The sequence below is a fragment of the Ramlibacter agri genome (assembly GCF_012927085.1).
Taxonomy (GTDB): domain Bacteria; phylum Pseudomonadota; class Gammaproteobacteria; order Burkholderiales; family Burkholderiaceae_C; genus Ramlibacter; species Ramlibacter agri.
Genome location: NZ_JABBFX010000001.1, coordinates 24,560 through 51,378 on the forward strand (window position 1 = coordinate 24,560; position 26,819 = coordinate 51,378).

Annotated in this window: 24 protein-coding genes; 7 read left to right on the plus strand and 17 right to left on the minus strand. The window is 69.5% G+C overall.

Going from position 1 to position 26,819, the window contains the following annotated elements; genetic code table 11:
• Positions 1-12 precede the first annotated feature (12 nt).
• From HHL11_RS00170 to HHL11_RS00240, 15 genes are all read right to left on the minus strand, one after another.
• The gene (locus HHL11_RS00170; protein ID WP_169416367.1) at positions 13-1,230 is read right to left on the minus strand and encodes a THUMP domain-containing protein; all 1,218 of its coding nucleotides are present in this window, start codon (positions 1,228-1,230) and stop codon (positions 13-15) included.
• Positions 1,227-2,804 (minus strand): RNA polymerase factor sigma-54, encoded by a 1,578-nt coding sequence (locus tag HHL11_RS00175; protein WP_169416368.1) that lies wholly within the window; start codon positions 2,802-2,804, stop codon positions 1,227-1,229. Before HHL11_RS00175 ends, HHL11_RS00170 begins: the two co-directional genes overlap by 4 nt.
• A 22-nt stretch (positions 2,805-2,826) precedes the next feature.
• Positions 2,827-3,621 (minus strand): LPS export ABC transporter ATP-binding protein, encoded by a 795-nt coding sequence (gene lptB / locus HHL11_RS00180; protein ID WP_169416369.1) that lies wholly within the window; start codon positions 3,619-3,621, stop codon positions 2,827-2,829.
• The gene (gene lptA, locus HHL11_RS00185; RefSeq protein WP_205964186.1) at positions 3,621-4,250 is read right to left on the minus strand and encodes a lipopolysaccharide transport periplasmic protein LptA; all 630 of its coding nucleotides are present in this window, start codon (positions 4,248-4,250) and stop codon (positions 3,621-3,623) included. The genes lptB and lptA overlap by 1 nt, the downstream gene beginning before the upstream one ends.
• Positions 4,251-4,376: 126 nt before the next feature.
• Positions 4,377-5,876: a methyl-accepting chemotaxis protein gene (locus HHL11_RS00190; protein WP_169416370.1), complete on the minus strand. Its 1,500-nt coding sequence runs from the start codon at positions 5,874-5,876 to the stop codon at positions 4,377-4,379.
• A gap of 18 nt (positions 5,877-5,894) precedes the next feature.
• On the minus strand, positions 5,895-6,293 hold the full coding sequence (locus HHL11_RS00195; RefSeq protein ID WP_169416371.1) for a type 2 periplasmic-binding domain-containing protein: 399 nt from the start codon (positions 6,291-6,293) through the stop codon (positions 5,895-5,897).
• Positions 6,294-6,308: 15 nt separating this feature from the next.
• Positions 6,309-7,649, minus strand: coding sequence for a hypothetical protein (locus tag HHL11_RS00200; protein ID WP_169416372.1), 1,341 nt, complete (start codon positions 7,647-7,649; stop codon positions 6,309-6,311).
• 171 nt (positions 7,650-7,820) lie between these two features.
• Positions 7,821-8,474, minus strand: coding sequence for a thiol:disulfide interchange protein DsbA/DsbL (locus tag HHL11_RS00205; protein WP_169416373.1), 654 nt, complete (start codon positions 8,472-8,474; stop codon positions 7,821-7,823).
• Positions 8,475-8,544: 70 nt separating this feature from the next.
• Positions 8,545-9,240 carry an SPOR domain-containing protein gene (locus tag HHL11_RS00210; protein WP_169416374.1) on the minus strand — a complete coding sequence of 232 codons (696 nt, stop codon included), beginning with the start codon at positions 9,238-9,240 and terminating at the stop codon, positions 8,545-8,547.
• A 13-nt stretch (positions 9,241-9,253) separates the two neighbouring features.
• Positions 9,254-10,927: an arginine--tRNA ligase gene (argS, locus tag HHL11_RS00215; protein ID WP_169416375.1), complete on the minus strand. Its 1,674-nt coding sequence runs from the start codon at positions 10,925-10,927 to the stop codon at positions 9,254-9,256.
• A gap of 63 nt (positions 10,928-10,990) precedes the next feature.
• Positions 10,991-11,938 carry a D-2-hydroxyacid dehydrogenase gene (locus tag HHL11_RS00220; RefSeq protein WP_169416376.1) on the minus strand — a complete coding sequence of 316 codons (948 nt, stop codon included), beginning with the start codon at positions 11,936-11,938 and terminating at the stop codon, positions 10,991-10,993.
• The gene (locus HHL11_RS00225; RefSeq protein ID WP_169416377.1) at positions 11,935-12,720 is read right to left on the minus strand and encodes a class II aldolase/adducin family protein; all 786 of its coding nucleotides are present in this window, start codon (positions 12,718-12,720) and stop codon (positions 11,935-11,937) included. The genes HHL11_RS00220 and HHL11_RS00225 overlap by 4 nt, the downstream gene beginning before the upstream one ends.
• A gap of 1 nt (position 12,721) precedes the next feature.
• The gene (locus HHL11_RS00230) at positions 12,722-13,177 is read right to left on the minus strand and encodes a DUF2214 family protein (protein WP_169416378.1); all 456 of its coding nucleotides are present in this window, start codon (positions 13,175-13,177) and stop codon (positions 12,722-12,724) included.
• Positions 13,174-14,100 carry a LysR family transcriptional regulator gene (locus tag HHL11_RS00235; protein ID WP_169416379.1) on the minus strand — a complete coding sequence of 309 codons (927 nt, stop codon included), beginning with the start codon at positions 14,098-14,100 and terminating at the stop codon, positions 13,174-13,176. Before HHL11_RS00235 ends, HHL11_RS00230 begins: the two co-directional genes overlap by 4 nt.
• 90 nt (positions 14,101-14,190) lie before the next feature.
• Positions 14,191-15,147, minus strand: coding sequence for a Bug family tripartite tricarboxylate transporter substrate binding protein (locus HHL11_RS00240; RefSeq protein WP_169416380.1), 957 nt, complete (start codon positions 15,145-15,147; stop codon positions 14,191-14,193).
• Between the two features lie 83 nt (positions 15,148-15,230).
• Here HHL11_RS00240 and HHL11_RS00245 point away from each other — a divergent pair, with 83 nt between their 5' ends.
• From HHL11_RS00245 to HHL11_RS00275, 7 genes are all read left to right on the plus strand, one after another.
• Complete coding sequence (locus HHL11_RS00245; protein WP_169416381.1) at positions 15,231-16,211, plus strand: amidohydrolase family protein; 981 nt, start codon at positions 15,231-15,233, stop codon at positions 16,209-16,211.
• Between the two features lie 155 nt (positions 16,212-16,366).
• A complete protein-coding gene (locus HHL11_RS00250) occupies positions 16,367-17,047 on the plus strand; it encodes a haloacid dehalogenase type II (protein ID WP_169416382.1) in 681 nt (226 codons plus the stop codon).
• A gap of 17 nt (positions 17,048-17,064) precedes the next feature.
• Positions 17,065-19,263, plus strand: coding sequence for a malate synthase G (locus HHL11_RS00255; RefSeq protein ID WP_169416383.1), 2,199 nt, complete (start codon positions 17,065-17,067; stop codon positions 19,261-19,263).
• Positions 19,264-19,410: 147 nt separating this feature from the next.
• Positions 19,411-21,888, plus strand: a complete 2,478-nt coding sequence (locus HHL11_RS00260) for a DUF1631 family protein (protein WP_169416384.1) — start codon at positions 19,411-19,413, stop codon at positions 21,886-21,888.
• Positions 21,875-22,084, plus strand: coding sequence for a cysteine-rich CWC family protein (locus HHL11_RS00265; RefSeq protein WP_169416385.1), 210 nt, complete (start codon positions 21,875-21,877; stop codon positions 22,082-22,084). The genes HHL11_RS00260 and HHL11_RS00265 overlap by 14 nt, the downstream gene beginning before the upstream one ends.
• The gene (locus HHL11_RS00270; protein WP_169416386.1) at positions 22,081-23,562 is read left to right on the plus strand and encodes an MFS transporter; all 1,482 of its coding nucleotides are present in this window, start codon (positions 22,081-22,083) and stop codon (positions 23,560-23,562) included. The genes HHL11_RS00265 and HHL11_RS00270 overlap by 4 nt, the downstream gene beginning before the upstream one ends.
• Before the next feature lie 8 nt (positions 23,563-23,570).
• The gene (locus HHL11_RS00275; protein WP_169416387.1) at positions 23,571-24,332 is read left to right on the plus strand and encodes a class II glutamine amidotransferase; all 762 of its coding nucleotides are present in this window, start codon (positions 23,571-23,573) and stop codon (positions 24,330-24,332) included.
• Here the strand turns inward: HHL11_RS00275 and gshB are convergent.
• Together gshB and HHL11_RS00285 are read right to left on the minus strand one after the other, a co-directional pair.
• On the minus strand, positions 24,329-25,273 hold the full coding sequence (gene gshB / locus HHL11_RS00280) for a glutathione synthase (RefSeq protein WP_169416388.1): 945 nt from the start codon (positions 25,271-25,273) through the stop codon (positions 24,329-24,331). The genes HHL11_RS00275 and gshB overlap by 4 nt on opposite strands.
• A gap of 46 nt (positions 25,274-25,319) precedes the next feature.
• Positions 25,320-26,819 (minus strand): flavin-containing monooxygenase, encoded by a 1,500-nt coding sequence (locus HHL11_RS00285; RefSeq protein WP_169416389.1) that lies wholly within the window; start codon positions 26,817-26,819, stop codon positions 25,320-25,322.

Below are 26,819 nucleotides of genomic sequence, written 5' to 3' on the forward strand. Positions count from 1 at the left end.
CCAGAAAAATGCTCACGCATTTTCCTGGGGACCCCGGTCCCGGTTCCTGGCCGAGCCGGCCACCATGTCGAAGCGGAACAGGCGGCATTCGATCGGGCCGTTCCACATGGGCACGCGGCGCGATTCCTTCAGCCGCATGCGCGTGGGCAGCTTCGCGTCCGGCACCAGCACCCAGGCGGTCCAGCCGGCGTAGTTCTTCTTCCAGTGCGAAGCGAGCTGGGTGAAGAAATCGCCACCCTGCTCGGTCTGGGCCAGCTCGCGCCCCGGGCGCGCGATGCCGCCCGCCTCGATGCGCTCGCCATAAGGGGGATTGAGCAGCATGACGCCCGGCACGTCGCTGGGCGGCATGCGCTGCAGCGCGTCGCCGCCGCGCAATTGCACTGCCTGCGCCACGCCCGCACGCTCGGCATTGCGCTGCGCGAAGTCGACCATGCGGAAGGCGACGTCGCTGCCGAAGACCGGCGCCGTCGGCGCGCGGCGCGCGGCCTGGGCTTCGGCCTTCAAGGCCTGCCAGTCGGCCGCCTTGTGCGGGCGCAGGCGCTCGAAGCCGAACCGACGCAGCGAACCCGGCGCGATGTTGCAGGCGATCTGCGCCGCTTCGATCGCGATCGTGCCGCTGCCGCAGCAGGGGTCGTACAGCGGCACGGTCGCGTCCCAGCCGCTCGCGGCCAGCATGGCGGCGGCCAGCGTCTCCTTCAGCGGGGCCTCGCCCTTGTCCTCGCGCCAGCCGCGCTTGAACAGCGGCTCGCCGGAGCTGTCGATGTACAGCGTCAGGCTCTCGGCCGCGAGGTGCCCGAACACGCGCACGGCCGGCCGCTGCGTGTCGACGTCGGGCCGCACGCCGCCGCGGTTGCGGAAGCGGTCGGCGACCGCGTCCTTGATGCGCAGCGCGGCGAAATTGAGGCTCTTCAGCGGGCTCTGGTGCGACGTCAGCTCGATCTTGAAGCTCTCGCGCGGCGTGAACCAGTCTTCCCAGGCGACGTTGCTGGCGGCTTCGTAGATGTCCTGTTCGGCGCGATAGGGCCCGTGCCACAGCTGCACCAGCACGCGCTGGGCGAGCCGGCTGTGCAGGTTGAGCTGCATCACCTCGGGCCAGCCGGCCACGAGCTGCACGCCGCCACGGGCCGTGCGCAGGTCGCGCGCGCGCGCGCCGCAGATGCGGGCGACTTCCTCGGCCAGATAGCCTTCCACCCCGCTGGCGCAGGGCAGGAATAAATTGAGAGCGTTCACAGTTCCTTGCGGAGGTTGGCCGGCGCGATGCGCAGCGCCTCGCGATACTTGGCGACGGTGCGGCGCGCGCACTCGATCCCCTGCTCCTTGAGCATCTCGGAGATCTGGCTGTCGGACAGCGGTTTCTTGGCGTTTTCGGCGGCGACGAACTGCTTGATCAGCGCGCGCACCGCGGTGCTGGACGCGTTGCCGCCGGTCTCGGTGCCCAGCGCCGAGCCGAAGAAGTACTTCAGCTCGAAGGTGCCGAAGGGCGTGGACATGTACTTGGCCGTGGTCACGCGCGAGATGGTGGACTCGTGCAGGCCCAGTTCATCGGCGATCTCGCGCAGCACCAGCGGCCGCATGGCGAGTTCGCCGTGCACGAAGAAGTTGTGCTGGCGCTCCACGATGGCGCTGGAGACGCGCAGGATGGTGTCGAAACGCTGCTGGATGTTCTTGATGAACCAGCGCGCCTCCTGCAGCCGCTGCTGCAGCGCCTGGTGGCCTTCGCCGCGGTGCGCCTTGAGCGCGCCGGCATAGACGTCGTGCACGCGCAGGCGCGGCACCACGTCGGGATTCAGCTGCACGCGGAAGCTGGCGCGCGAACTGCGGCCGGCCTTCGTCACCAGCACGTCGGGCACGATGATGTTGCGCTCGACGTCGACGAAGCGGCGCCCCGGCTTGGGCTCCAGCCGCGTGATCAGCGCGATGGCGCCCTTGACCCGGGGCTCGGTCTCGCCGGTCAGCTGCGCCAGGCGCTTGACGTCGCGCCGCGCCAGCAGGTCGATGGGCTGGCTGCACACGCGGATCGCGACCGGGTAGACCTCGTCGTCCGGCGCGTCCTGCTGCAGCGAGCGCAGCTGCAGCATCAGGCATTCGGCCAGGTTGCGCGCGCCCACGCCGGGCGGGTCCAGGCTTTGCAGCAGGCGCAGCGCCACCGTGAAGCGGTGCACCAGCTCTTCCTGCTGCTCGAGGTCTTGCGGCGCCAGGCTGGCGGCCAGGGCCTCCAGCGGCTCTTCCAGGTAGCCATCGTCGTTCAGCGACTCGACCAGGTAGCGCAGCGCCGCCCGGTCTTCCTCGCCCAGGCGCAAGGCCAGCGCCTGGCGATGCAGCCAGGATTGCAGCGACTCGTTGCCGCGCGCGAGCTCGGTGGCGTCGACGTCGTCGTCATCGCCCTGCGACTTGCGGGCCGGCGCCTCGCCGCCCCATTCGCCGTCGTCGGGCACGGTTTCGGTGCTGCCGTCGCCGTCCCAGTTCGGTTCGCTGCTGTCGCCGTCGGAGGCATCGCCGTCACTGTCCGAAGCGGAGCTGGCGCTGCTGTCGGAGGCGGAGCTGCTGCTGTCGTGGCCGTTGGCGGCCTGCGCCACCGGGTCGGATTCGTGTTCGTCGGCGGCCGGCCGCGTGTCGGCCTGGGCGACGCCGAACTCCTCCGGCCCTTCCTCGATGTTCACTTCGAGGAAGGGGTTGTCGTCCAGCATCTGCTGGATTTCCTGGCCGAGTTCCAGCGTGGACAGTTGCAGCAGGCGGATCGACTGTTGCAACTGGGGCGTCAGCGCCAGGTGCTGCGAGACGCGAAGGGAGAGGCCCTGCTTCATGGGTACTGCTTCGAAGCGGCCGTCACATTCGGAAGTGCTCGCCGAGGTACACCCGGCGGACGTCCGCGTTGTTCACGATTTCGGCGGGCGTGCCCTGCGCCAGCACGCGGCCCTCGCTGATGATGTAGGCGTGGTCGCAGATGCCCAGCGTCTCGCGCACGTTGTGGTCGGTGATGAGCACGCCGATGCCGCGCGACTTCAGGAAGCCGATGATGCGCTGGATCTCGATCACGGCGATCGGGTCGATGCCGGCGAAGGGTTCGTCCAGCAGGATGAAGCGCGGCTGCGTGGCCAGCGCGCGGGCGATCTCGACGCGGCGGCGTTCGCCGCCGGACAGCGCCAGCGCCGGCGAATCGCGCAGGTGGTCGACGCGCAGGTCCTGCAGCAGGTCGGTCAGGCGGCGCTCGATCTCGGCCGAGGGCAGCGACTTGCCGTCCGGGCCGCGCTGCAGTTCCAGCACGGCGCGCACGTTGTCCTGCACGTTCAGCTTGCGGAAGATCGACGCTTCCTGCGGCAGGTAGGACAGGCCCAGGCGCGAACGGCGGTGGATCGGCATGTCCTCCACCGGGCGGCCGTCGATGGAGATCTCGCCGCCGTCGGCCCGCACCAGGCCGACGATCATGTAGAACGAGGTGGTCTTGCCGGCGCCGTTGGGGCCCAGCAGGCCCACGACCTCGCCTTTTTCGACGGCCAGCGACACGTCCTGCACCACCTTGCGGCCGCCATAGGACTTGCGCAGGTGGCGCGCCTCCAGGCGGCTGGTTTCGGTCGCGGCCTGCGCGGGCGCTTCGCGCGACGCGAGTTCGGCGTCGCCCATCAACGCTTCTCCCCTCCCAGGGTGCTGCTCTGGCGCAGTTTGGTGGCCGGGGCGGCGGGCGCGGCCGGCGCGGATGCGCCCGGCTTGGGCCCGATGGTCGCGCGCACGCGGCCACCCGGGTTGGACGGGGTCGCCCCGCCGGGGTTGCCGTCCACGTTGAACTGCTCGGTGGTGTTGTTGTAGGTGATGACGGCGCCGGAGGTCTCGTCGCTGAGCTCGGTGCCGCGGTAGCGCCGCATCTCGGCGCGGCCGATGAATTTCACGCGGTCGGCCTTGCCGTCGTATTCGATGGTCTCGCCTTCGCCTTCGATCCACTCGTCGACGCCTTCGCGCTTCTGGCGGAAGAAGGCCCGCTGGCCCGGCGCGGCGGTCACCACGCCGAACTGGTAGCCCTCGGGGTCCTGTTTGACGTTGATCTTGGCCCCGCGAATGATGATGGTGCCCTTGGTCACCACCACGTTGCCGGTGAAGACGCTGGTCTGGTTCAGGTCGTCATAACGCAGCGCATCCGCCTCCACGTTCATGGGCTTGGTGCTGTCGGCCTTTTCCGCGCGGGCGGGAACGGCAGCGAGGGTCGACGCGATGGCCAGGGCCATCAGCAGGGCGCGCAGGACGTGGTTCTTGTTCATAAAGGCACGAAACTTGCTCCGCATTCTATCGGCAAGCCATGCCCCCGGCTCATGACGGGCTTACGGCCGGCGCGGCATGGCGCCACCCCGGAACAATTTCATGGGAAGCCGGCGCCAGGCGGCATCCTAGGCTGCCTGGGCCGCCCCGGGTTGCTCCATCGCAAAAGCGCCCACCGCCTCCACCAGCCGCGCCGATTGCTCGCGCAGCGCGTCGGCGGCCTCGCGGGCGTCGTCCACCAGGGCCGCATTGCGGCGGGTGACGGCGTTCAGCGCGGTCACGGCGCGGTTCACCTGGTCGATCCCGCTGTTCTGCTGCTGGCTGGTGGCGGCGATGTCCGCCATGATGGCCGTGACGTCGCGCACGCTGGCCAGGATCTGCTCCATGGTCTGGCCGGCGTGGCCCACCAGCTCGCTGCCGGCGCGGATCTGCTGCACCGAGTCGTCGATCAGGGCCTTGATCTGCCGCGCCGAACTGGCGCTGCGCTGCGCCAGGCTGCGCACCTCGCTGGCCACCACCGCGAAGCCGCGGCCCTGGTCGCCGGCGCGGGCCGCCTCCACCGCGGCATTCAAGGCCAGGATGTTGGTCTGGAAGGCAATGCCGTCGATGAGGGCGATGATTTCCACGATGTTGCGCGAGGACCGGTCGATGGCGTTCATGCGCTGCACCACCTGCCCCACGACCTCGCCGCCTTTCACCGCGACGTCGGAAGCCGACTTCGCCAGCGCGTTGGCGCGCTGCGCGTTGCCGGCGTTGGCCAGCACGGTCTGGGTGAGCTCGCCCATGGCCAGCGCCGTTGCCTCCAGCGAGCTCGCCTGTTCGGCGGTGCGCGCCGACAGTTCGGCGTTGCCGTCGGCGATCTGGTCGGAAGCCCGCGAGATCAGGTCGGAGCCGGCCCGCACGCGCGTGACGATGGCGATCAGCGAATCGTTCATCTCCCGCAGCGCCGCCTGCAGCTCGCCGATGCCGTCGTAGCGCCGCCCGGGCGCGACGATCTGCGACAGGTCGCCCGAGGCCACGCGCTTGGCGGTGGTCACGGCCCAGGCGACCGGCACCGTGATGCGGGCGACCATCTGCCGCACCATGAAACCCAGCAGCACCAGCGTGAGCGCCGCGATGGTGCCGAGGATGCGGTTCTTCTGGCGGGCGGCCTGGGCGTCCTCGCGCACCAGGCCCGCCAGGTGCTGCTCGCTGTCCTCGGCCAGCTGCTTCAGGGCGGCGTCGGCCTGGTTGATGTCGGCGCGCGCGGCCAGCAGTGTTTCCAGCGTGTTGCGCTGCTGCAGCGCGCTGCTGATCTTCGCCAGCTGCGCCAGCGTCGCTTTCAATTGTGGGCCGGGCGCCGCTTCGTCGACGGCCTGGGCTTCCTGCCGCGCGGCGTCCAGGGCCTTCAGGGCCGGCTGCGACAGCTTGCCGGAGTCGACGGCATCGGTGACGCCGTTGAGGAACTCGCGGTAGCTGGAGATGGCCTGGTTGCTGGCGCGGTAGCGGCCCAGGTCGCGGTTCACGCGCTCCGGCAGGTCGCTCACCGACAGCAGCTGGAACAGCAGCAGGCCTACCAGCGGCGTCACGGCGACGCAGAACTGCACGTACATCCGCTGCTTGATCTTCAACCGGGCGAGTGACCACATGCCGCACCCCCAGCGCGCTCAGTAGTGCGCGATGACTTTCAGGTCCTTGGGCGGCGCCGAGACATAGCCGATGGCGCCGGGATTGGATTTGACGGCCGCCAGCACCTCGGCGTCGCCCGTCTTCACCGTGGGCGCGTTCAGGCCGTCGCGGAAGCCCTTCTTGATCCAGATGGAGCTGTACTTGGCTCCATCCATCTTCAAGGCCTTTTCCAGGAAGTCCCTCTGCAGCGCCGCGTTGTCCAGCGGCACGATGCGCGTGCCGTTGGCCAGCTGCTTGTCGCCCAGGTAGATGTCGCGGATGTCGTCCTCGCCCAGGCCCAGCGAGGGGTTCGCGACCAGGTAGACGTCGGCGGCCGGCGACTGCGCGGCCATCAGGAAGGCCGTCGCGGCGACGGCCAGGAAGCGGATCGGTCTCATGCGCGGCCCTCCTTCCTAGAAGCGCACGGCGAACTGCACGCGGCCGCCGTGGCTGCGCTGCGGGCCGCTGGCGAGTTCCTCGCGGAACTGGTTCAACTCCAGCTTGATCGCGGAGTTCGCATCGAGGTTGTAGCGCAGTCCGAGCACGCCGCCCAGGTAGGACCGGCCGCTGTCCTGCGCGGCGAAGTAGTTGTCCGACTGGTCGAGTGCCGTCTTCTCCCAGCGCGCGTACGGCGTCCAGGGTCCCACGTGGTAGCCGGCCTGCACGAAGCCGGCCCAGCTGCCGTGGGTGCCGGTGCCGCCGGACAGGTCCTTGTCGCGGAAGCGGTAGTACTCGCTGATGATTTCCCAGCGGTCGGTGTCGTACACGGCCAGGCCGCCGAACATGTTCACCTGCGTGGTGCTGGTGGCGATGCCGCTGGTGTCGTAGGCGGACACCTTCTGCGAGAAGGCATGCAGGCCCAGCATCAGGCCGTCGAGGTTGCCGCCGAAGGCGTAGCGGATGTTGCCTCCCACCAGCTTGTTGCCGTTGTCGTCGGCCGCTGCGTTGAGGTCCAGCGTGTTGTCGATGATGCGATCGCCGTTGGCCACGTAGGCGTCGTACAGCAGGCGGCCGCCACCGCTGCGCACGCTGCCGGAGCCGAGCAGGCCGACGCCGTGCGCCGGCAGGATGCCGCCGCGGTCCTCGAAGTCGATGAAGCGTGGCCGCGTGGCCGAGGTCTGGATCTGCTGGCCGTGGTGGAAGGCCGCGTTCCAGTAGCCGTAGGGCGTGTGGTAGCGGCCCGCCCACAGCGTGAAGCTGTCGCTGAAGGTGTAGCCGAACTGCAGCCGCTCGAGGTCCGTCGACACGCCGACGTCCTGCGGGCCGTACTCGAACACCAGTTCCACCAGCGCGCGCACGCGGTCGCTGATCTGTGGCGTCATGTACAGGTCCAGGTTGCCCAGCGTGAAGCCGCCCTTGCGGCCGTCGACGGGGAGGCTGGAATGCGCGTAGCCCACGTCGGCGAAGCCGTGCAGCGGGATGCCGAGGTCGTGGGTCTTGGCGGTGCTCTCGGACATCGAGAGCACGCTTTGCTCCAGCCGGTCGATGCGCGCGGCCTGCTCCGCGCTGGCGGATGCGGGCGCGGGCGCGGGCGCTGCGGCGGTGGCGCTCGCCGGCGCGGGCGGCCGGCCCGCCTCGAGCTGGTTGACGCGGGCCGAGAGCTTCTCGATCAGCTCCATGCTCGCGGCAAGCTTCTTTTCGAGCTCCTCGATGCGCTTGGCCTCGTCCGCCGCGTAGGCCGAGACTGCGAACAACTGGATGACTGCCGCCGCGACGATGCGCAACGGCAGCCGCGAAGAACGGCTGCAGACCATGCACAACCCCCAACGCGCTTCCGATGGCGCTTCTGTCGGGCCATTCTGTAATACGGTCGGGCTAGATGCAACCGACTGTTACCTGGATGCCACGGACGGAACGTGCCAAAAGCCACAACGGGCGCCGCGGCGATGAAGCCGGGGCGCCCGTTGCGGGGTGCGCGTTGGCGCTTATGCCGCCTTGCGGGCCTGGGCGATCAGGTAGTCGGCGACCTGCAGGGCGCGCGGCATGCCGCCGGCCAGGGTGCCGTCGGTGTACCAGCGGCCGGCGATGCCCAGCGCCGGCACGCCTTCGACCTGGTAGGCGTTCATGGTCTGGGTGGCGCGGCGCGCCTTCGCCGAGACCGTGAAGGAGTTGTACAGCTCCTTGAACTTGGCCACGTCCAGGCCGTTGGCCTGGGCGAACTGCAGGATCGATTCCTCGCGGTCCGTCGGCTTGTGGTCCTTGTGGACGGTGTCGAACACCTTCTGGTGCAGCTCGGGCAGCTTGCCCATGGCTTCCAGCGTGTAGAACAGGCGCTGCTGCGGCACGAAATCGTCGCGGAAGGCGACCGGCACGCGCCGGACCACGACGTCCGCCGGCAGCTTCTTGATCCACTCCACCAGCTGCGGCTCGAAGGCGTTGCAGTGGGGGCAGCTGTACCAGAAGAAGTCGACGACCTCGATCTTGGGCGGCGGCGCATCGACCGGCACCCGCTTGTCCAGCGTCTTGTATTCCTTGCCGTCTTCCGGGCGGCGGCCCTGCGCCGAAGCCAGGCCCGGCAGCCCCAGCGCCGCGGCGCCGGTGACGATGGCCGTTGCGGCCGAGAAATCGCGACGATTCATTCCTGAAATTCTCCTAGTCCTGCTAGAGGCCCACGCGGGCCTCCAGGTTCCGCCGCCTGGCGGCCGGGGGCTACCGCTGGACGCGCACCAGCGCGGTTTCGAAGCCGCCGGAGTCCAGCTTTTCCTTCTGGCGGTCGGCGTCGTCCCGGGTGTTGAACGGGCCTACGCGCACCCGGTAGACCTGGCGGCCGGACTGCTCGCGCTCGGTCACCTTGGCCTCGATGCCCATGAGGGACAGCTTGGCGCGCTGCGCTTCGGCGTCCTCCGGCGTGCGGAAGGCGCCAGCCTGCACGAAGTACAGGAAGGGATCGCTGCCATTGGCGTTGCCGGCATTGGCCTTGGCCGAGGCCAGGTCGCCCAGCGGGTCGGCCGGCGGCGGACGGCCCGTGACGGCCGGTGCGGCCGGAGCCGAGGGCGGATTGTTGGCGACCGGCGACTCCGGCTTGCCGGCGGCGGGCGCGGCCGGAGCTGCTTCCGGCGCCTTGGCCGTCGCGGCAGGGGCCGCCGGCGCCGAGGCGGCCGGCATGCCCGGCGCGGGCGGCAGCGCCTTGGCCGGGTTCTTGCCGTACAGGGGCGAGTTGGGGTCCCAGTTCTTGTTCTTCTGGGACTCCGCCGCGTCCTGCTCCGCGGAGCGGCTGGGACCCTTGTTCAGGAAGGGGACAGGAACCTTGGTGACGTACACCGCCACCGCCAGGGCGGCCGCGAGGCCCAGCACCACGCCGATGATGATGCCGACGAAGGTGTTGCCGCTTTGTGTGTGTTTCACGCTTTCTGCTCGCTCACATTTTTCGCGGGGCGCTCACGCCCAGCACTGCCAGGCCATTGTGCAACACCTGCGCGACAGCGGCCACGAGAGCGAGGCGGTCACGTTTCAAGTTGTCGTCGTCCACCAGGATGCGCTCGCTGTCGTAGTACGAGTGATACGCCGCGGCCAGCTCGCGCAGGTAGAAGGTGACGTCGTGCGGCGCGAAATCCACCGCCGCCGCCGTCAGCATTTCCGGGTATTTCGCCACCTGCAGCATGAGGTTCAACGCAGCGGGGTGGACCAGGGACGACAGCGGCGCCGACTTCAGCGAGGCCACATCGCCGCCCCAGGCGGCCAGCACCGAGCAGATGCGGGCGTGCGCGTACTGCACGTAGTACACCGGGTTGTCGTTGTTCTGCGCCAACGCCAGGTCGACGTCGAACACGTACTCGGTGTCCGGCTTGCGCGAAAGCAGGAAGAAGCGCACCGCGTCCTTGCTGGTCCACTCGATCAGGTCGCGCAGGGTGACGTAGCTGCCGGCGCGCTTGGAGATCTTCACCTCCTGGCCGCCGCGCATGACGCGCACCATGGTGTGCAGCACGTAGTCCGGGAAGCCTTGCGGGATGCCGACTTCGGCCGCCTGCAGGCCGGCGCGCACGCGGGCGATGGTGCCGTGGTGGTCGGTGCCCTGGATGTTGACGGCCTTGGCGTAGCCGCGCTCCCACTTGGCGATGTGGTACGCGACGTCCGGCACGAAGTACGTGTAGGTGCCGTCGCCCTTGCGCATCACGCGGTCCTTGTCGTCCCCGTACTCGGTGGACTTCAGCCACAGCGCGCCGTCCTGCTCGTAGGTCTTGCCGTTGTCCTGCAGGCGCTTCACCACGGCGTCGACCTTGCCGCTCGTGTAGAGGCTGGACTCGAGGTAGTAGTTGTCGAAGCGCACCGCGAAGGCCTGCAGGTCCAGGTCCTGCTCGTGGCGCAGGTAGGCGACGGCGAACTGGCGGATGCCATCGAGGTCGTCGGCGTTGCCGCTGGCCGTGAACTCGCGGTCGTCGGCCTTCACCGTCTTCTTGGCCAGGAAGTCGTCGGCGATGTCCTGGATGTAGTCGCCGTTGTAGGCGGCTTCGGGCCAGCCGGCGTCGCCCGGCTTCAGGCCGCGGGCGCGCAGCTGCACGCTGTTGGCCAGCGTGGCGATCTGCACGCCGGCGTCGTTGTAGTAGAACTCGCGGGTGACGTCCCAGCCCTGGGAGTCGTACAGGTTGCAGATCGCGTCGCCCAGCGCGCCCTGGCGGCCGTGGCCCACGTGCAGCGGGCCGGTGGGATTGGCGGAGACGAACTCCACCATCATCTTCTGGCCCCTGCCTGGCTGGCGGCCGAAGGCGCCGGCCTCTTCCAGCACCTCGTGCACGACCTGCTGCTTGGCTTCGGGCTTGAGGCGGACGTTCAGGAAGCCGGGACCGGCGATCTCCACCGCTTCGACCCACTGGCCGAAAGCGGGGGTGGCCAGCAAGGCATCGCGCAGGGCTTCTGCCAGCTGGCGCGGGTTCTTCTTCAGCGGCTTGGCCAGCTGCATGGCGGCCGTGACGGCGAAATCGCCATGGGCGGCAACCTTGGGCATCTCGAACACGGCCTTGTCGGCCGTGCCGGGTTGCAGCTGTTCCAGCCCGGCGGCGAGGGCGCCGAGCAGTTCTTGTTTCACGCGGAGCATCTGGCGATTTTACGGGGGAGGCCGCGCTCCGGCCTGGCGCCGGACCAGCCACCCCACGGGCCGTCAGCGCATGCGGTTGCGCAAGTCCTGGCCGTGTCCCTGCGCGAACGCCCGGGCGTTTTCGAGCAGCAGCGCGAGAGCCTTGTCCTTGTACGTGTCGGCATAGCCGCCGATGTGCGGGGTGACGATCAGGTTGGGGGTGCGCCACAGCGCGGAGTCGGCCGGCAGCGGCTCGGTGGCGAACACGTCCATCCCGGCGCCGGCCAGCCGGCCGGCGTCCAGGGCGGCTCGCAGCGCCTGCTCGTCGACGATGCCGCCCCGGCTCAGGTTGACCAGGATGGCGTGCGGCGGCAGCGCGGCCAGCAGGTCCGCGTCGAACAGGCCACGCGAACGCTCGTCCAGCGGCAGCAGCAGGACCACGAAGTCCGCGGTGGCCAGCACCTGCGGCAGCTCAGCCCGCGGCCGGATCGCGTCGAAGCCGGGCAGCTCGCGCGCGGTGGAGGCCACGCCCGTGACGCGCATGCCGAAGGCCTGGCAGCGCGGCGCGACCACCTGGGCGATGCTGCCGACGCCGACGATGACCACGTGCTTGCCTTCCAGCAGCGGCTGCGGCCAGGGCTCCCAGCGCGCCTCCTCCTGGTTCTGCAGCATGCGCGGCAGGTTCCGGGCCAGCGCCATCATCAGCAGCAGCGCCGTCTCCGCCATCTGCGGGCCATGGATGCCGCGGGACGACGTGACGATGGCGTCCGCCGGCAGCGTGCGCGAGGCGAGCAGGCGGTCGACGCCGGCGCGCAGCGAATGCACCCAGGCGAGCCCCGCGCCCGCGGCGAGGAAGCCGTCGTCCAGCCAGGTGTCCGGCACGACCAGCACCTGCTGGTGCGGCAACAGCCGCTGCGCTTTGGCGCGGTCGTTGGTGGCCGCAATCTCGTAGGCGTCGCCCAGTTCCGCCTGCAGCCTTTGCGCGTAGAAGTGCGCGTTCTCGTCGAAGACCAGCAGGCGGCGCACGCTCATTGCGCGTACGACGGGTCGATGCGGTCCATCAGCCGGCGCAGCGCCGGCCAGTCGGTGTCGTAGGCCGTGCGCCCGGGCCGGTCCAGCGCCAGCGCCACTTTTTCCGCGACCTCGCCGTCGCATTCGATCAGCTCCGCGCCGCCCGCCTGCGCGCGGACCTGCGCCTCGCAGGCGCGCTCCAGGTAATAGAGCTGCTCGAAGGCATCGCGGATCGTCGTACCGGCCGCCAGCGCGCCGTGGTTGCGCAGGATCATCACCTTGTGCGGCCCGAGGTCGCGCACCAGCCGGTCCTGCTCGCTGAAGTCCAGCGCCACGCCTTCGTAGTCGTGGTAACCGATGCGCTTGTGAAAGCGCATGGCGTGCTGCGTGATCATCAGCAGCCCCCGCTTCTGCGCCGACACGGCCATGTTCGAAGCGGTGTGCGTGTGCAGCACGCAGGTCAGCTCCGGGCGCGCCCGGTGCACGCAGCTGTGGATCAGGAAGCCCGCGGCGTTGCAGCCCAGGCCGGAGGGATCGAGGATCGTGTTGCCGTCCAGGTCGATCTTCACCAGGCAGGAAGCCGTCACTTCCTCGAACAGCACGCCGTAGGGGTTGATCAGGAAGTGGCTGGTGCCCGGGATCTTGGCCGTGAAGTGGTTGTAGATCTGGTCGGTCCAGCGGTAGTAGGCCGCCAGCCGGTAGGCCATCGCGAGATCGACGCGGGCCTGCCATTCCTCGGCGCTGACCTGCTCGCGGACCTGCGGATAGGCGAACTCGGGGACACGCTCGTGTTGCTGCTGCATGCTAGTGGGCTCCGAATCCGCGCGCCAGGAACACCGCGGCCAGCGGAATGACCGGCACGATGTGCGCCTGCACCATCACCAGCTTGCGGGTGGCGCGCACTTCTTCGGCCGAGGGCAGCGCGCCGGTGGCGTCCAGCAGCTTGCGCCAGCGGATGAAGCGGATCGTCGGCACGATGGACACCAGCCCCACCACGATGAACATGCCCAGCTTCGCGTGCAGCAGCCAGTTGTGCCAGTAATAGCCGGAGCCCTTCGCCCCCAGGTAGATGCGCAGCAGCCCGGTCACCAGCACCGCGCCGGCCGCAATGCCGTAGATGCGGTCGATCAGGGCCAGGCGCTTGACGACCGTCTCGTTCATCCATTCCGCGCGGCACAGGGCCGCCTCGCTGGAGAGGAACACGACCAGGGTCAGGATCGCCGTGATGTGGACGTAGGCGAGGATGGCTTCGAGGATCATGCGGGTGAGCCGCGCCAGAACTGCGGCTGGGCGTAGTGGTGCTTGAGGAAGTCGATCCACAGCCGCACCCGCAGGGGCAGGTGCTTGCGCTGCGGGAAGACGGCGTAGATCCCGTTGGGCGGGGCGGCAAAGGGCGCCAGCACTTCGGCCAGCCGGCCGGCGGCGATCTCCTGCTCCACCTCCCAGGTGCTGCGCCAGGCGATGCCGAAGCCCTGCAGGCACCAGTCGTGCAGCACCTGGCCGTCCGAGCAGTCCAGCGGGCCGCCCGGCTTGAAATGCACCACCTCGGACTTGTCGCCTTCCTTCAGCAGGAAAGCCCAGCCGCGCGTCTGCGAGGCGTCGCTGGACAAGGTGAGGCAATCGAACTTCAGCAGGTCGTTCGGATGGTCCGGCGTGCCGTGCCGCTTCAGGTACTCGGGCGTGGCGACGCACAGGCGGCGGTTGTCGGCCAGCCGCACGCTGACCAGCGAGGAATCCGGGAAGTCGCCCACGCGCACCGCGCAGTCGAAGCCCTCGCCCGCCAGGTCGACCACGCGGTCGCTCAGGTTGAGCGAGATCGTCACGTCCTGGTGCAGTTCGCGAAAGCGCGGCACCAGCGGCGCCACATGGCGGCGGCCGAAGCCGGCCGGCGCCGTGATGCGCAGGTGGCCGCTGGCCTTGACGCCGCCGGCGCTGACGCTGGCTTCCGCATTGTTGATGTCGGCCAGCAGCCGCTGGCAGTCTTCCAGGAAGGCGCTGCCCTCGTGCGTCAGCGTGATCCGGCGCGTCGTGCGCACCAGCAGCTTCACGCCCAGCCGTTCTTCCAGCGCGTCCAGCCGCCGGCCCATGATGGCCGGCGCCACGCCCTCGGCGCGCGCGGCGGCCGTCAGGCTGCCCTTGGTGGCGACCGAGACAAAGGATTCCAGCTGCTTGAGCTTGTCCATGGAGCGCCGATTATGCGGGCGCAGGTTACGAATCCGCGACACTCAGCCGCGGATTCCGCCGAACGGCGCAGCTTGGGCTGCGCCTGCGCCTTACTCCGCCTTGAAGCCCGAGGCCTTGATCGGCGCTTCCCAGCGCTTCAGCTGCGCGGCCTGGGTGGCGGCCAGGTCGGCCGGGCCGGCATGCGAGGGCACCAGGCCGAAGCCGGCGATCTTCTCCTGGATCACCGGGTCCCTCAGCGCGTCGGCGACGGCGCGGTCGATCTTCGCCACCACGTCGGGGGCCATGCCGGGCGGCCCGTACAGGCCGAAGAAGGCATCGGCCGTCATGTTGATGCCCTGCTCCTTGAGCGTGGGCACGTTCGGCAGCGCCTGCGTGCGCTGCTCGCCGGTGACGGCGATGATGCGCACCTTGCCGGCCTTGTGGTGCTCGATGGTCTCGGAAGCGGTGTCCAGCATCAGCGGCACCTGGCCGCCGATCAGGTCCTGCGCCGCCGGCGCGCCACCCTTGTAAGGCACGTGCGTGAGCGGCACGCCGGTGGCCTGCGCCAACAGCTGGCCGGCAAAGTGCTGCACGGTGCCGGCGCCGGAGGTGGCGTAGTTGGCCTTGTCAGGATTGGCCTTCATCCAGGCCAACACGGTCTTCAGGTCGCCCTGCGGCGCGCCCGGGCCCACGGTGATGGCGAAGTCGAAGGTGACGATGCGCGAGATGGGGGTGAAGTCCTTGCTCGGGTCGTAACCGAGGTTGGAATAGAGCCAGGGCGCGACCACCAGCGCGCCGCTGGGGGACAGCACCAGCGTCTGGCCGTCGGGCGCGGCGCGCTTCAGGTCGCCCAGCACCAGGCGGCCGGCGGCGCCCGGCTTGTTGTCGACGATCACGTTCTGTCCGAGCGACGCGCGCATCTTGTCGGCCAGCAGGCGCGCGATGACGTCCGCCGAGCCCCCGGGGGCGAAGCCGACCATGATGCGCATGGTCTTGTCCTGGGCCTGGGCCAGGGGGCTTGCGAGCGCGGCGGCGAGGGCCAGCGCACCGAGCAGTCGGCGTTTCATCGGATGTCTCCTGCGGTTTGAATGATTTAGCATGCTAACCATCCGGGCCGCGGGTGCGACCCCGGGAAAATCAGGAGACAGCAATGACCGTGATCGACGTCCACACCCACATGTTCACCCACAAGTGGCTGGAGCTGCTGAAGGAAAAGGGCGGCACCTACAACATCCAGACGCGGCCCGACGGCCAGCGCGAGATCTTTCGCGGCAACACGCCGGTGGTGCTGCCGCAGAAGGGCCACTTCGACTGGAAGCTGCGCATCCAGCACATGGACCAGGCCGGCATCGACGTCTCGGTCGTCTCCCTCACCTGCCCCAACGTCTATTGGGGCGGCGAGGAAGTGAGCGTGCAGGCAGCGCGCGAAGCGAACGACAACGTGGCGGACGCGCAGCGCGAATACCCGGACCGCATCCGCTGGTTCGCCTCGCTGCCCTGGGAGTATCCGCAGCGCGCCGTGGAGGAACTGGAACGCTGCGTGGCCAAGGGCGCGGTGGGCGTGATGGTGCTGGCCAACGTGGCCGGCAAGAGCCTGACCGATCCGATGTTCGCGCCGATCTGGAAGGCGATCGACAAGCGCTCGCTGCCCGTGCTGGTGCACCCCACCGACCCGCCGGGCGTGGACCTGATGGACATGACCAAGTTCGACCTGAGCTGGTCGGTCGGCTTCATGTTCGACACCACGCTGGCGATCACGCGCATGATCTTCGAGGGCTTCTTCGACCAGTACCCGAACCTGAAGATCATCGCCTCGCACGGCGGCGGCACGCTGCCCTACCTGGTGGGCCGGTTCGAGAAGGGCGACGAGGTGGAACTGCCGCAGCGCCGCCAGATGAAGCGCAAGCCCACCGACTACCTGCGCCACATCTACTACGACACCATCACCTACAACCTGGGCGCGCTGCAGTACCTGGTGTCGGTGGTCGGCGAGGAGCACGTGATGTTCGGCACCGACTGGCCGCACTGGGTGCACGACACCAAGGGCGCTTTCGCCAACACGGCGGCACTCCCGGCGTCGCAGACGCGCGCCTTGCGCGGCGCGAACGCGCTGCGCGTGTTCGGTCTTTGACCCCACCGGTCTTCGACCGCGACTTGTAGGGTGCGCAGCTCCGCTGCGCACCGCGTGATCGGCCAGGAATTTAGGCGATTACCATCAAAAAAGTTCCGGATCGCTAGCCTTTGCCCGGCTTAATGCCGAGCAAAGTCCGCAATACAGTAGTGCCCATGAACCAACCCCGGGCAGTGCTGTTCGATGCGTACGGCACGCTGTTCGATGTCTACAGCGTGGGCCTGCTGGCGGAGCAATGCTTCCCCGGGCAGGGCCAGGCGCTGGCCGTGCTCTGGCGCGACAAGCAGATCGAATACACGCGCCTGGTCACCACCAGCGACGACGGCGCGCACTACCAGCCGTTCTGGGACCTCACGCGCGCGGGCCTGCGTTATGCATGCAAGCGCCTCGCCCTGGCCTTGACGCCGGAGCGCGAGGACCAGCTGATGAACCAATACCGGCACCTGTCCGCCTTCCCGGAGAACCGCGAGGTGCTGCAGGCGCTCAAGGAGCGCGGCATCGCCACCGGCATCCTGAGCAACGGCGACCCCGGCATGCTGGGCGTGGCCGTGCGCAGCGCGGGTCTGGCCGGACTGCTGGACCACGTGCTGAGCGTGGACGCCATCCGCAAGTACAAGACACACCCCGAGGCCTACCGCCTCGGCACGCAGGCCACCGGCCTGGCGGCACAGCACATCCTGTTCGTCAGCTGCAATGGCTGGGACGCGCTGGCCGCCACCTGGTTCGGCTATCGCACGCTCTGGGTCAACCGCTACCAGCTGCCCTTCGAGGAGCTGGACACGCAACCCACCCGCATCGGCCGCGACCTGCGCGACGTGCTCACTTTTTTTGAATGACCTCAGGAGAGATTGCCATGACCAGCCGAACCCAGATCCACGGCCTCGAGGTGGACAGCGTGCTCAAGCGCTTCATCGACGAACAGGTGCTGCCCGGCACGGGCGTGGCCGCCGACAAGTTCTGGACGGGCTTCGACGCCATCGTCAGGGAAATGGCGCCGCGCAACGCCGCCCTGCTGGCCGAGCGTGACCGCCTGCAGACCGAGCTGGATGGCTGGCACAAGGCCAACCCGGGCCCCATCCAGGACGCCAAGGCCTATCGCGCCTTCCTGGAAAAGATCGGCTACCTGGTGCCGCAGCCCGCCGGTGCGAAGGCGACGACGGCCAACGTCGACGCCGAACTCGCGCTGCAGGCCGGCCCGCAGCTGGTGGTGCCGATCCTGAACGCCCGTTATGCGCTGAACGCCGCCAACGCGCGCTGGGGCTCGCTGTACGACGCGCTCTATGGCACCGACGTGATCCCCGAAGACGGCGGCGCCGACAAGGGCCCCGGCTACAACGAAGTGCGCGGCCAGAAGGTGATCGCCTATGCGCGCAAGGTGCTGGACCAGGCCGCGCCGCTGGAAAAGGGCTCGCATGCGGATGCCACGCTCTATGCGGTGAAGGACGGCCAGCTGGTGGTGCAGCAGAAGGGCGGCGCTTCGTCCGGCCTGAAGGATCCCTCCGCTTTCGTCGGCTTCCAGGGCGACGCCGCCGCACCTTCGTCCGTGCTGCTGAAGCACCACGGCATCCACCTGGACATCCAGGTCGACCGCGGTCACGCCATCGGCCGCACCGATGCCGCCGGCGTCAGCGACGTCATCGTCGAAGCAGCGCTGTCCACCATCCTCGACCTGGAAGACTCCATCGCCGCGGTGGACGCCGAAGACAAGCTGCTGGCGTACAGCAACTGGCTCGGCATCCTCAAGGGCACGCTCACCGAGCAGGTGAACAAGGGCGGCAAGAGCTTCACCCGCGGCCTGAACCCGGACCGCGTGTACAAGGCGGCCCAGGGCAATGGCGAAGTGCGCCTGCATGGCCGCTCGCTGCTGTTCCTGCGCAACGTCGGCCACCTGATGACCAACCCCGCCATCCTGTGGGACGGCGGCAAGGAGATCCCGGAAGGCATCATGGACGCGGTCGTCACCACGGCGATCGCGCTGCACGACCTGCAAGGGCATGGTGCCAACGGAGTCCGCAACTCGCGCACCGGCTCCGTCTACATCGTGAAGCCGAAGATGCACGGCCCGGCCGAAGTGGCCTTCGCCTCCGACCTGTTCGAGCGCGTCGAAAAGGTGCTGGGCCTGCCCGCCAACACGGTGAAGCTGGGCATCATGGACGAAGAGCGCCGCACCAGCGTCAACCTGCAGGCCTGCATCGCCGCAGCCGCCGCCCGCGTCGCCTTCATCAACACCGGCTTCCTCGATCGCACCGGCGACGAGATGCACACCGCCATGCTGGCCGGCCCGATGATCCGCAAGGGCGACATGAAGTCCAGCGCCTGGATCCAGGCCTACGAGAAGAGCAACGTGCTGGTCGGCCTGGCCTGCGGCCTGCGCGGCCGCGCCCAGATCGGCAAGGGCATGTGGGCCATGCCGGACCTGATGGCCGCGATGATGGACCAGAAGATCGCCCACCCGAAAGCCGGCGCCAACACGGCCTGGGTGCCCTCGCCCACCGCCGCCACCTTGCACGCGCTGCACTACCACCTGGTGGACGTGGCCGCCGTGCAGAAGGAACTGGAAAAGGTCGATGCCAACGCCGAACGCGACAAGCTGCTGGCCGGCCTGCTGACCGTGCCCGTGGCTGCCGAGGCGAAGTGGAGCGCGGCCGAGCGCCAGCAGGAACTCGATAACAACGCGCAGGGCATCCTGGGCTACGTCGTGCGCTGGATCGACCAGGGCGTGGGTTGCTCCAAGGTGCCCGACATCCACAACGTCGGCCTGATGGAAGACCGCGCCACCCTGCGCATCTCCAGCCAGCACATCGCCAACTGGCTGCACCACGGCGTGGTGACCCGGGAGCAGGTGCTCGAGACTTTCCAGCGCATGGCCGCCGTGGTGGACAAGCAGAACGCCGGCGATCCGGCCTACCAGCCCATGGCCGGCAACTGGGAGACCTCGTATGCCTACCGCGCAGCGCTGGACCTGGTGCTGAAGGGCATGGAGCAACCGAGCGGCTACACCGAGCCCCTGCTGCACGCCTGGCGGCTCAAGGTGAAGAGCGCTTCCACGTAACCATTTGCAACCGATGCGCTACTAAGGTATCAAGATCGCCGTCTGGCCGGTGCCAGCCGCCTTCCGGCGGCCGGCCGCCTTGCCCCACTTTAGGCCTCTCGGTCTAATTCTCGCGACGCGCGCGCGTGGGCGCGCATTGCGGATGAAATGACCGAAGTCAGCGCCTCCCTCACGCGCAGCATCAGCGAAGCGGCCAAAGCCGCCGACCGGCTGGTGGAAAAGTGCATCGACCATGCGGTCGCCGAACTGCAGCAGGCCGAGCTGCAGGCTGAACGCAGCGACCAGCGCAACGAGATCGCCGCCGCCTGGCGCGCGCTGCAGATGCAGCGTCCGCGCTGGTGCAGCCGCTATCCGCAGCTATTGCGTGCGGCGTTCACTGCCGATGCCAGCGGCAAGGCCGAACCCGCCGCGGCGGCGCCGACCCTGCGGCCGTCGTCGCTGACGCTGGTCGACGACACCGAGATCACCCAGGGCATCGAGTCCGCGCGGCTGGCGCAGCAACTGGTCGCCGTGCTGGAGCGCCCGCTCGCCGAGCTCGATGCGCTCATGAGCACCGCGATGGGCCTGGACGGCGTACAGCCCGAACGCAACCCGCTGCGGCCCGAGATCTACGCGCGCACGCTGCGCAAGCTGGCCGGCGAGAACACGCCCGAACCCACTTTCCCCGGCATGTGGCTGCGCTACATGGCCAAGCCGCTGGCCCAGGGCCTCGAGCAGGTCTATCGCGACCAGGCCCACCTGCTGACGCTGGCGCGCGTGCAGGCGGCGACTTATCGCATGCGCTCGGCGCCTTCGCGGCCGATGCCGCTGTCGCCGAACAGCGGGCAGGCGCCGCTCGCCAGCGGGCACGCGCCGCTGGGTGGCGGCAGCGGCCAGGTGCCCCTGGGTCCCCGAAGCGGGAGCGGGTCGCTGGGCCCCAACAGCGCGCAGGGCCCGCTCGGCCCGTCCACCGGCGGCTCCGGCTTCGGCGGCGGCTCGGGCGGCTCCGCCTTCACGCCGATGAGCGGGTCGTCCGCCTGGGTGTCGACCTCCGGCGCGCTGGAGGGCTCGCGCCCGACGCAACTGCGCGACTTCGTGCTGCGCGGCTCGCCGATGGCGGAGCAGACGCTCGAGCCTTCCTATTACGCAGCCATCGAGGCGGAGATCGCCGCCATCGAGGCCACCGCCGACGAAATCGCCTACGACGCGGCCCAGGCGCGTGCGCACATGCACATGCCGCCGGTGGACCGTCCGGCCCGCCGCATTGCCACCGACAGCCCGCTGCCGCAGGAAACCTGGGGCGAGATGGCCGGCTCGCGCGAACGCGCGCTGGTGCGCGGCCAGCTGAAGAAGCAGGCCCGCCGCCTCGGCCAGGTCTACGCGCTGGAAGTGGTGCGCAAGCTGGTCGACGAAGTGGCGCAGGACCCGCGGCTGCTGGCGCCCCTGCGCGAAGCCATCGTCGGCCTGGAGCCCTCGCTGGCCCGCCTGTCGATGGTGGCGCCGCGCTTCTTCAGCGAGGAAGCGCACCCGGGCCGCCAGCTGATCGAGCGCGTCGCCGAACGCAGCCTGCACTTCAACGACGAATTCAGCGTCGAATTCCAGGCCTTCGCCCGGCCCGTCAACCAGGCCTTCCAGCGCCTGAACGCGCAGGAGTCCTTCAAGGACGCCGAGCCCTTCCGCCAGGCCCTGGCCACGCTGGAAGCGAGCTGGGCGGCGCAGGACGCGCTGGATGCCGAAGGCGAGCGCAAGGTCCTGGACAAGGTGCAGAGCGCCGAGCGCCGCCAGCGCGAAGCCGACCAGATCGCCAGCGAGTTCTCCCAGCGCGAGGACCTGGCCAGCGCGCCGGAACCCGTGCGCGATTTCCTGCTGGAACGCTGGAGCCTGGTGGTCGCGCAGGCGCGCCTGAGCGCCGCGGCCCCCGGCATCGACCCGGGCGGCTACATCGCCATCGTCAGCGACCTGCTGTGGAGCGTGGACCGCGCCCGTGCGCTGCACGATCCGGCCCGCGCCATCGCGCTGATCCCGCGCGTGCTGCTGAAGCTGCGCGAAGGCCTGGTCCAGCTGGGCGAGGACCCGCAACCCAGCGATCCGTTCTTCCGCACGCTCGAACGCCTGCACCGCCCGGTGCTGAAGCTGCGCGCGCACCAGCGGCACCGCGAGATGCCGCCGGCGGAAGCGCTGGCCGTCGCCGAGACCCAGCCGCAGCGCGAGGAGCGCTCGCCGGACAACCTGTGGATGGCCGAATCGGAGCTGCAGGCCGCCGGCTTCGAGGAGGCGCCCGACTCCGGCGCCGTGCCGCTGACGCCCCAGCGTGCGGCCGCCGCGCCGGCCGAGCCGCTCGACGAGATGGAGGCCGACAGCCTGCTGGCCCACCTGGAAGTGGGCAGCCGCGTCGACCTGTTCTCGCGCCAGCAGTGGCGCCGCGCCAAGCTGGTGTGGACTTCGGGCAATGGCGCCTTCTATATGTTCACCAGCCATGGCGGGCGCCCGCACTCGATGACGCGGCGCAGCCTGCAGCGGCTGCTGCGTGACCGTTTGCTGCGGCCCGTGGCCGGCCACGCCGTGGTGCCGCGCGCGCTGGAAGCGGTGGCCAACGAGCCCCAGTCGCAGGCGCAGCCGCTACCATCCGGCCATGCCGGCCCCTGATCCCAGCTCCTGCCCCCTGTGCGGCCAAGCCAACCGCTGTGCCGAGGAAATCGCGCGTGCCACCGGCCAGGCGCAAGGGCCCTGCTGGTGCACGCAGGTGGATTTCGGCGCGGACCTGCTGGCCCGCGTGCCGCCTGAAGCGCGGCGCCTGGCCTGCATCTGCGAAGCCTGCGCACGCAAGGCGGCAGCGCAATGAGCGCTGCCGCTGAAGCGGCTGCGGGCAGCATCGCGGCGCTGACCGAAAGGCACGGACCGCGCTATCGCTGGCTGCTGATGCTGTCGGTGATGGTGGGCACGATGGCCTCGCTGATGTCGGCCACCGTGGTCAACGTCGCCATCCCCGGCATGAGCCACGCCTTCGCGCTGAACCAGGAGCGCGCCCAGTGGGTCAGCTCCGGCTTCATGGTGGCGATGACCATCTCCATGCTGACCACGCCCTGGCTGCTGGCGCGCTACGGCTACCGCCGCACCTACGACGGCACCATGCTGCTGCTGGCCGTGGGCGGCATCGTCGGCGGCCTGGCCGTGCATTTCCCCGTGGTGATGGCGGCCCGCGTGGCCGAAGGCCTGGCGGCCGGCGTGGTGCAGCCCATTCCCGCCATCATCATGATGCGGGCCTTCCCGCCCTCGGAGCAGGGCCGCGCCAGCGGCATGTTCGGCATGGGCGTGGTGCTAGCGCCGGCGCTCGGCCCCAGCATCGGCGGCGTGCTGGTGGACGGGTTCGGCTGGCGCTCAATCTTCTTCATGGTGGTCCCCTTCTGCGCCGCCGCCATCTGGCTGGCGCATCGCTACGTGCCCGTCACCGCGCCCGGCGGCGTGGCCGCGGACCGCGGCGGCGCGCGGCTGGACTGGCGCGGCCTGCTGCTGGGCGGCGGCGGCACGCTGGCCCTGCTCAATGGCCTGCTGGAAATCCGTGGCGGCGGCGCGGCAGTGGCCAGTGGCCTGCTGGTGCTGGGCTTCGCGCTGTTCGGCGCGATGGTGCTGTGGCTGCGGCATGCCGAGCGCGGCGGCCGCCCGGCCCTGCTGCGGCTGGACGTGTTCGCGCATCGCGTCTACACGGTCGGCAGCCTGGTGGCCTTCATCTACGGCATCGCGCTCTATGGCTCGACTTACCTGCTGCCGGTGTTCATGCAGCTGGCGCTGCAATTGCCGGCGTCGCACGTCGGCACCATCCTGCTGCCTTCGGGCTTCGTGCTGGCCGTCACGATCGGCATCGCGGGACGGCTGACGCGCCGCCTGCCGACTCACCTGATGGTCAGCGGCGGCCTGTTCCTGCTGGCCGCCTCGTTCGCGCTGATGGCCACCGTGGGCGTGCACACGGGCCTATGGGTGCTGGTGGTGTGGGCCATCCTGGGCCGCATCGGGCTGGGCTTCGTGCTGCCCTCGCTCAACCTGGGCGCGATGCGCCCGCTGGACAAGGGCCAGATCCCGCAGGGCGCCAGCATCATCAACTTCGTGCGCATGCTGGGCGGCGCCATGGGCGTGAGCCTGTGCGCCATCGTGCTGGAGTGGCGATTGGCGGCACACGGCGCCACGCTGTCCGGCCCGACCAGCCCCGAGCGCATGACGGCCTTCGGCGATGCCTTCCTGCTGCTGGGCGCCATCTGCGCCGTGGCGATGGCCATGGCCTGGCAGCTGCGCGGTCCGCCACAAGGCGACCCCATTGAAGAATAATCGTCCCCATGTGCCAGCTGCTGGGGATGAATTGCAATACGCCGACGGACGTCACGTTCAGCTTCGCCGGCTTCGCCCAACGGGGCGGGCGGACCGACCACCACAGTGACGGCTGGGGCATCGCCTTCTTCGAGGGCCTGGGGCTGCGCCATTTCGTCGACCACCAGCCGGCCTGCGAGTCGCCGGTGGCGGACCTGATCCGCCGCTACCCCATCAAGAGCCGCAACGTCATCGCGCACATCCGCAAGGCGACGCAGGGCGAGATCGCGCTGCAGAACTGCCACCCCTTCGTGCGCGAGTTGTGGGGCCGCTACTGGGTGTTCGCGCACAACGGCGACCTGCAGGACTTCCACCCGCGGCTGCACGCCAACTTCCGGCCGGTGGGCAGCACCGACAGCGAGCGCGCCTTCTGCTGGCTGATGCAGGAGATGTGGAAGTCGCACGCCGGCGTGCCGAGCGTCAAGGAGCTCACGCTGACCTTGCGCGAGCTGGTGCCGTCGATCGCCAAGCACGGGCGCTTCAACTTCCTGCTGTCCAACGGCGATGCGCTGTGGGCGCACTGCTCCACCAACCTGTACTACACGGAGCGCAAGCACCCCTTCGCGCATGCGCAACTGACGGACGACGACCTGAGCATCGACTTCGCCCAGCACACCACGCCGCAAGACAAGGTGGCGGTGGTGGTGACCGCGCCGTTGACCGTCAACGAGCAGTGGACGCAGTTCCAGCCGGGGGAGCTGAAGGTGTTCGTGGACGGCTCCGCCGCCTAGGCGGCAGCCGCCTCCAGCGCGTCGACGAACATCGCCGGCACGTCGAAGCCCGCCTGCTGCGTGATCTCCTGGAAGCACGTCGGGCTGGTGACGTTGATCTCCGTCAGGCAGTCGCCGATCACGTCCAGGCCGATCAGCAGCAGCCCGCGCGCAGCGAGCTTGGGGCCGATGGTCTCGGCGATTTCCAGGTCGCGCCTGGACAGCGGCTGCGCCACGCCCTTGCCGCCGGCCGCGAGGTTGCCGCGGATTTCGCTGCCCTGCGGGATGCGCGCCAGGCTGAAAGGCACGGCCTTGCCGCCGATCACCAGCACCCGCTTGTCGCCGGCGGCGATCTCCGGCACGAAGCGCTGCACCATGATCGTGGTCGCGCCGTGCTGGTTCAAGGTCTCGATGATCGAGCCCAGGTTGAGGCCGTCCGGGCCGACCCGGAAGATGCCCATGCCGCCCATGCCATCGAGCGGCTTGAGGATGATCTCGCCGTGCTCCGCATGGAAGCGCCGCACTTCGTCGGCCTGCCGCGTCACCAGCGTAGGGCTGACGAACTGCGGGAACTCCATGATTGCCAGCTTTTCCGGGTGGTCGCGCAGCGCCGCCGGCTTGTTGAAGACGCGTGCGCCTTCGCGCTCGGCCTGTTCCAGCAGGTGCGTGGCGTAGAAGTATTCGCTGTCGAAGGGCGGGTCCTTGCGCATGATGACGGCGTCGAAGCCGTGCAGCGGCCGGCGCGCCACGCGCTCTTCGCGGAACCAGTCGTGCTCGTCGCCGGTCAGCACGATCTCGCGCACTTCGGCATGCACCACCTCGCCCGAGCGCCAGCTCAGGTCGCTCGGCTCGCAGGCCGCGATGCGGTGGCCGCGCCGCTGCGCCTCGCGCATCATCGAGAAAGTGGTGTCCTTGTAGGTCTTGAAGGCTTCCAGCGGATCGGCGACGAAGAGGATGTTCATGCTGCCGCCACTGTCGCACAAATGACGGGCCGGCGTGGGCGCAGGCTTATTCGGCCGCAGGCACCGGCTCGGCGTTGCCCGGCAAGGTGGCCAGCTCGCCGGCTCGCGCGAAGCGCAGCGCGCCGTCGTCCAGCCGCGACCAGCGCAGGGCGATGCGCTCCTGCAGGTAGTTCTGCATCACGCGCCAGGGAGCGCGCTCGCCCTGGCGCGGCAGCACCGCCGCGGCGCGCTGCACATAGCCCGAGCTGAGGTCGATCGCGAGCCGCGTCGCCGGTTCGGGCTCGTCGTAGACCGGCACGCAGAAGTCGTCGCCGCGCTTGCGCATGTGAAGCAGCAGCCGGCACAGGTGGCGCGCCACCAGTTCGGCCCGCAAGGTCCAGGACGCGTTGGTGTAGCCCATGGTCATGGCCAGGTTGGGAACGCCGTTGAACATGAAGCCGCGATAGGCCACTCGCCGCGCAAGGTTCACCGGTTCGCCGTCGACCATGAGGCGCGTGCCACCCAGCATCTGCAGCTGGAGGCCGGTCGCGGCCACGACGATGTCCGCGTCCAGCGTCGCGCCGGAGCGCAGGCGCAGCCCCGTCGGCGTGAAGGTCTCGATGTCGTCGGTGGCCACGCTGGCGCGGCCGGAGCGCAGCGCCGCGAACAGGTCGGCATCCGGGATGAAGCACAGGCGCTGGTCCCAGGGCGCATAGGGCGGCGCGAAGTGGCGCTCGACGTCGACGCCGGGCAACTGCTTGCGCGCCATGTCCATCAGCCAGCGCCGCACGCCCTCCGGCCAGCGGCGCGCGGCCTGGTACAGCGCCCAGGCGGCGAGGATGTTCTTCCAGCGCACCAGCCGGTAAGCGAGGCCCGCCGGCAGCCAGCGTTGCAGCGCCGCGCCGACGCCGTCGCGCGCGGGCACCGGCAGGATGTAGCTGGGCGAGCGCTGCAGCATGGTGACCTGCGCGCCACGCCGCGCCATCTCCGGCACGATGGTGACGGCGGTCGCGCCGCTGCCGATGACGACCACGCGCTTGCCGGCGAAATCAAGATCCTCGGGCCAGTGCTGCGGGTGCACGATGCGGCCGCGGAAGTCCGCGCGGCCGGGCCAGTCCGGCTCGTGGCCCTGCGCATAGTCGTAGTAGCCGCTGCAGAACCAGAGGAAGCGGCAACGCAGGCGCTGTTCGCCCGCGGTGGTCTGCGCGGTGACCGTCCAGCGCGCATCCGTGGTGCTCCAGGCGGCCTGCGTCACGCGGTGGCCGAAGCGGATGCGCTCCTCGACGCCCTCGGCATGCGCCGTCTCTTGCACGTAGTCGCGGATGGTCGGACCGAGGGCGATGCTGCGGTCGCTGGTCCAGGGCCGGAAGCTGAAGCCCAGGGTGAACATGTCGGAGTCCGAACGCACGCCGGGATAGCGGAACAGGTCCCAGGTGCCGCCGATCGCGTCGCGGCCTTCGAGGATGGCGAAGCTCTGGCCCGGACAGCGCTCACGCAGGTAGTGCGCCGCGCAGACGCCGGAAATGCCGGCGCCGACCACGATGACGTCGAATTCCTCGGGGGCCAT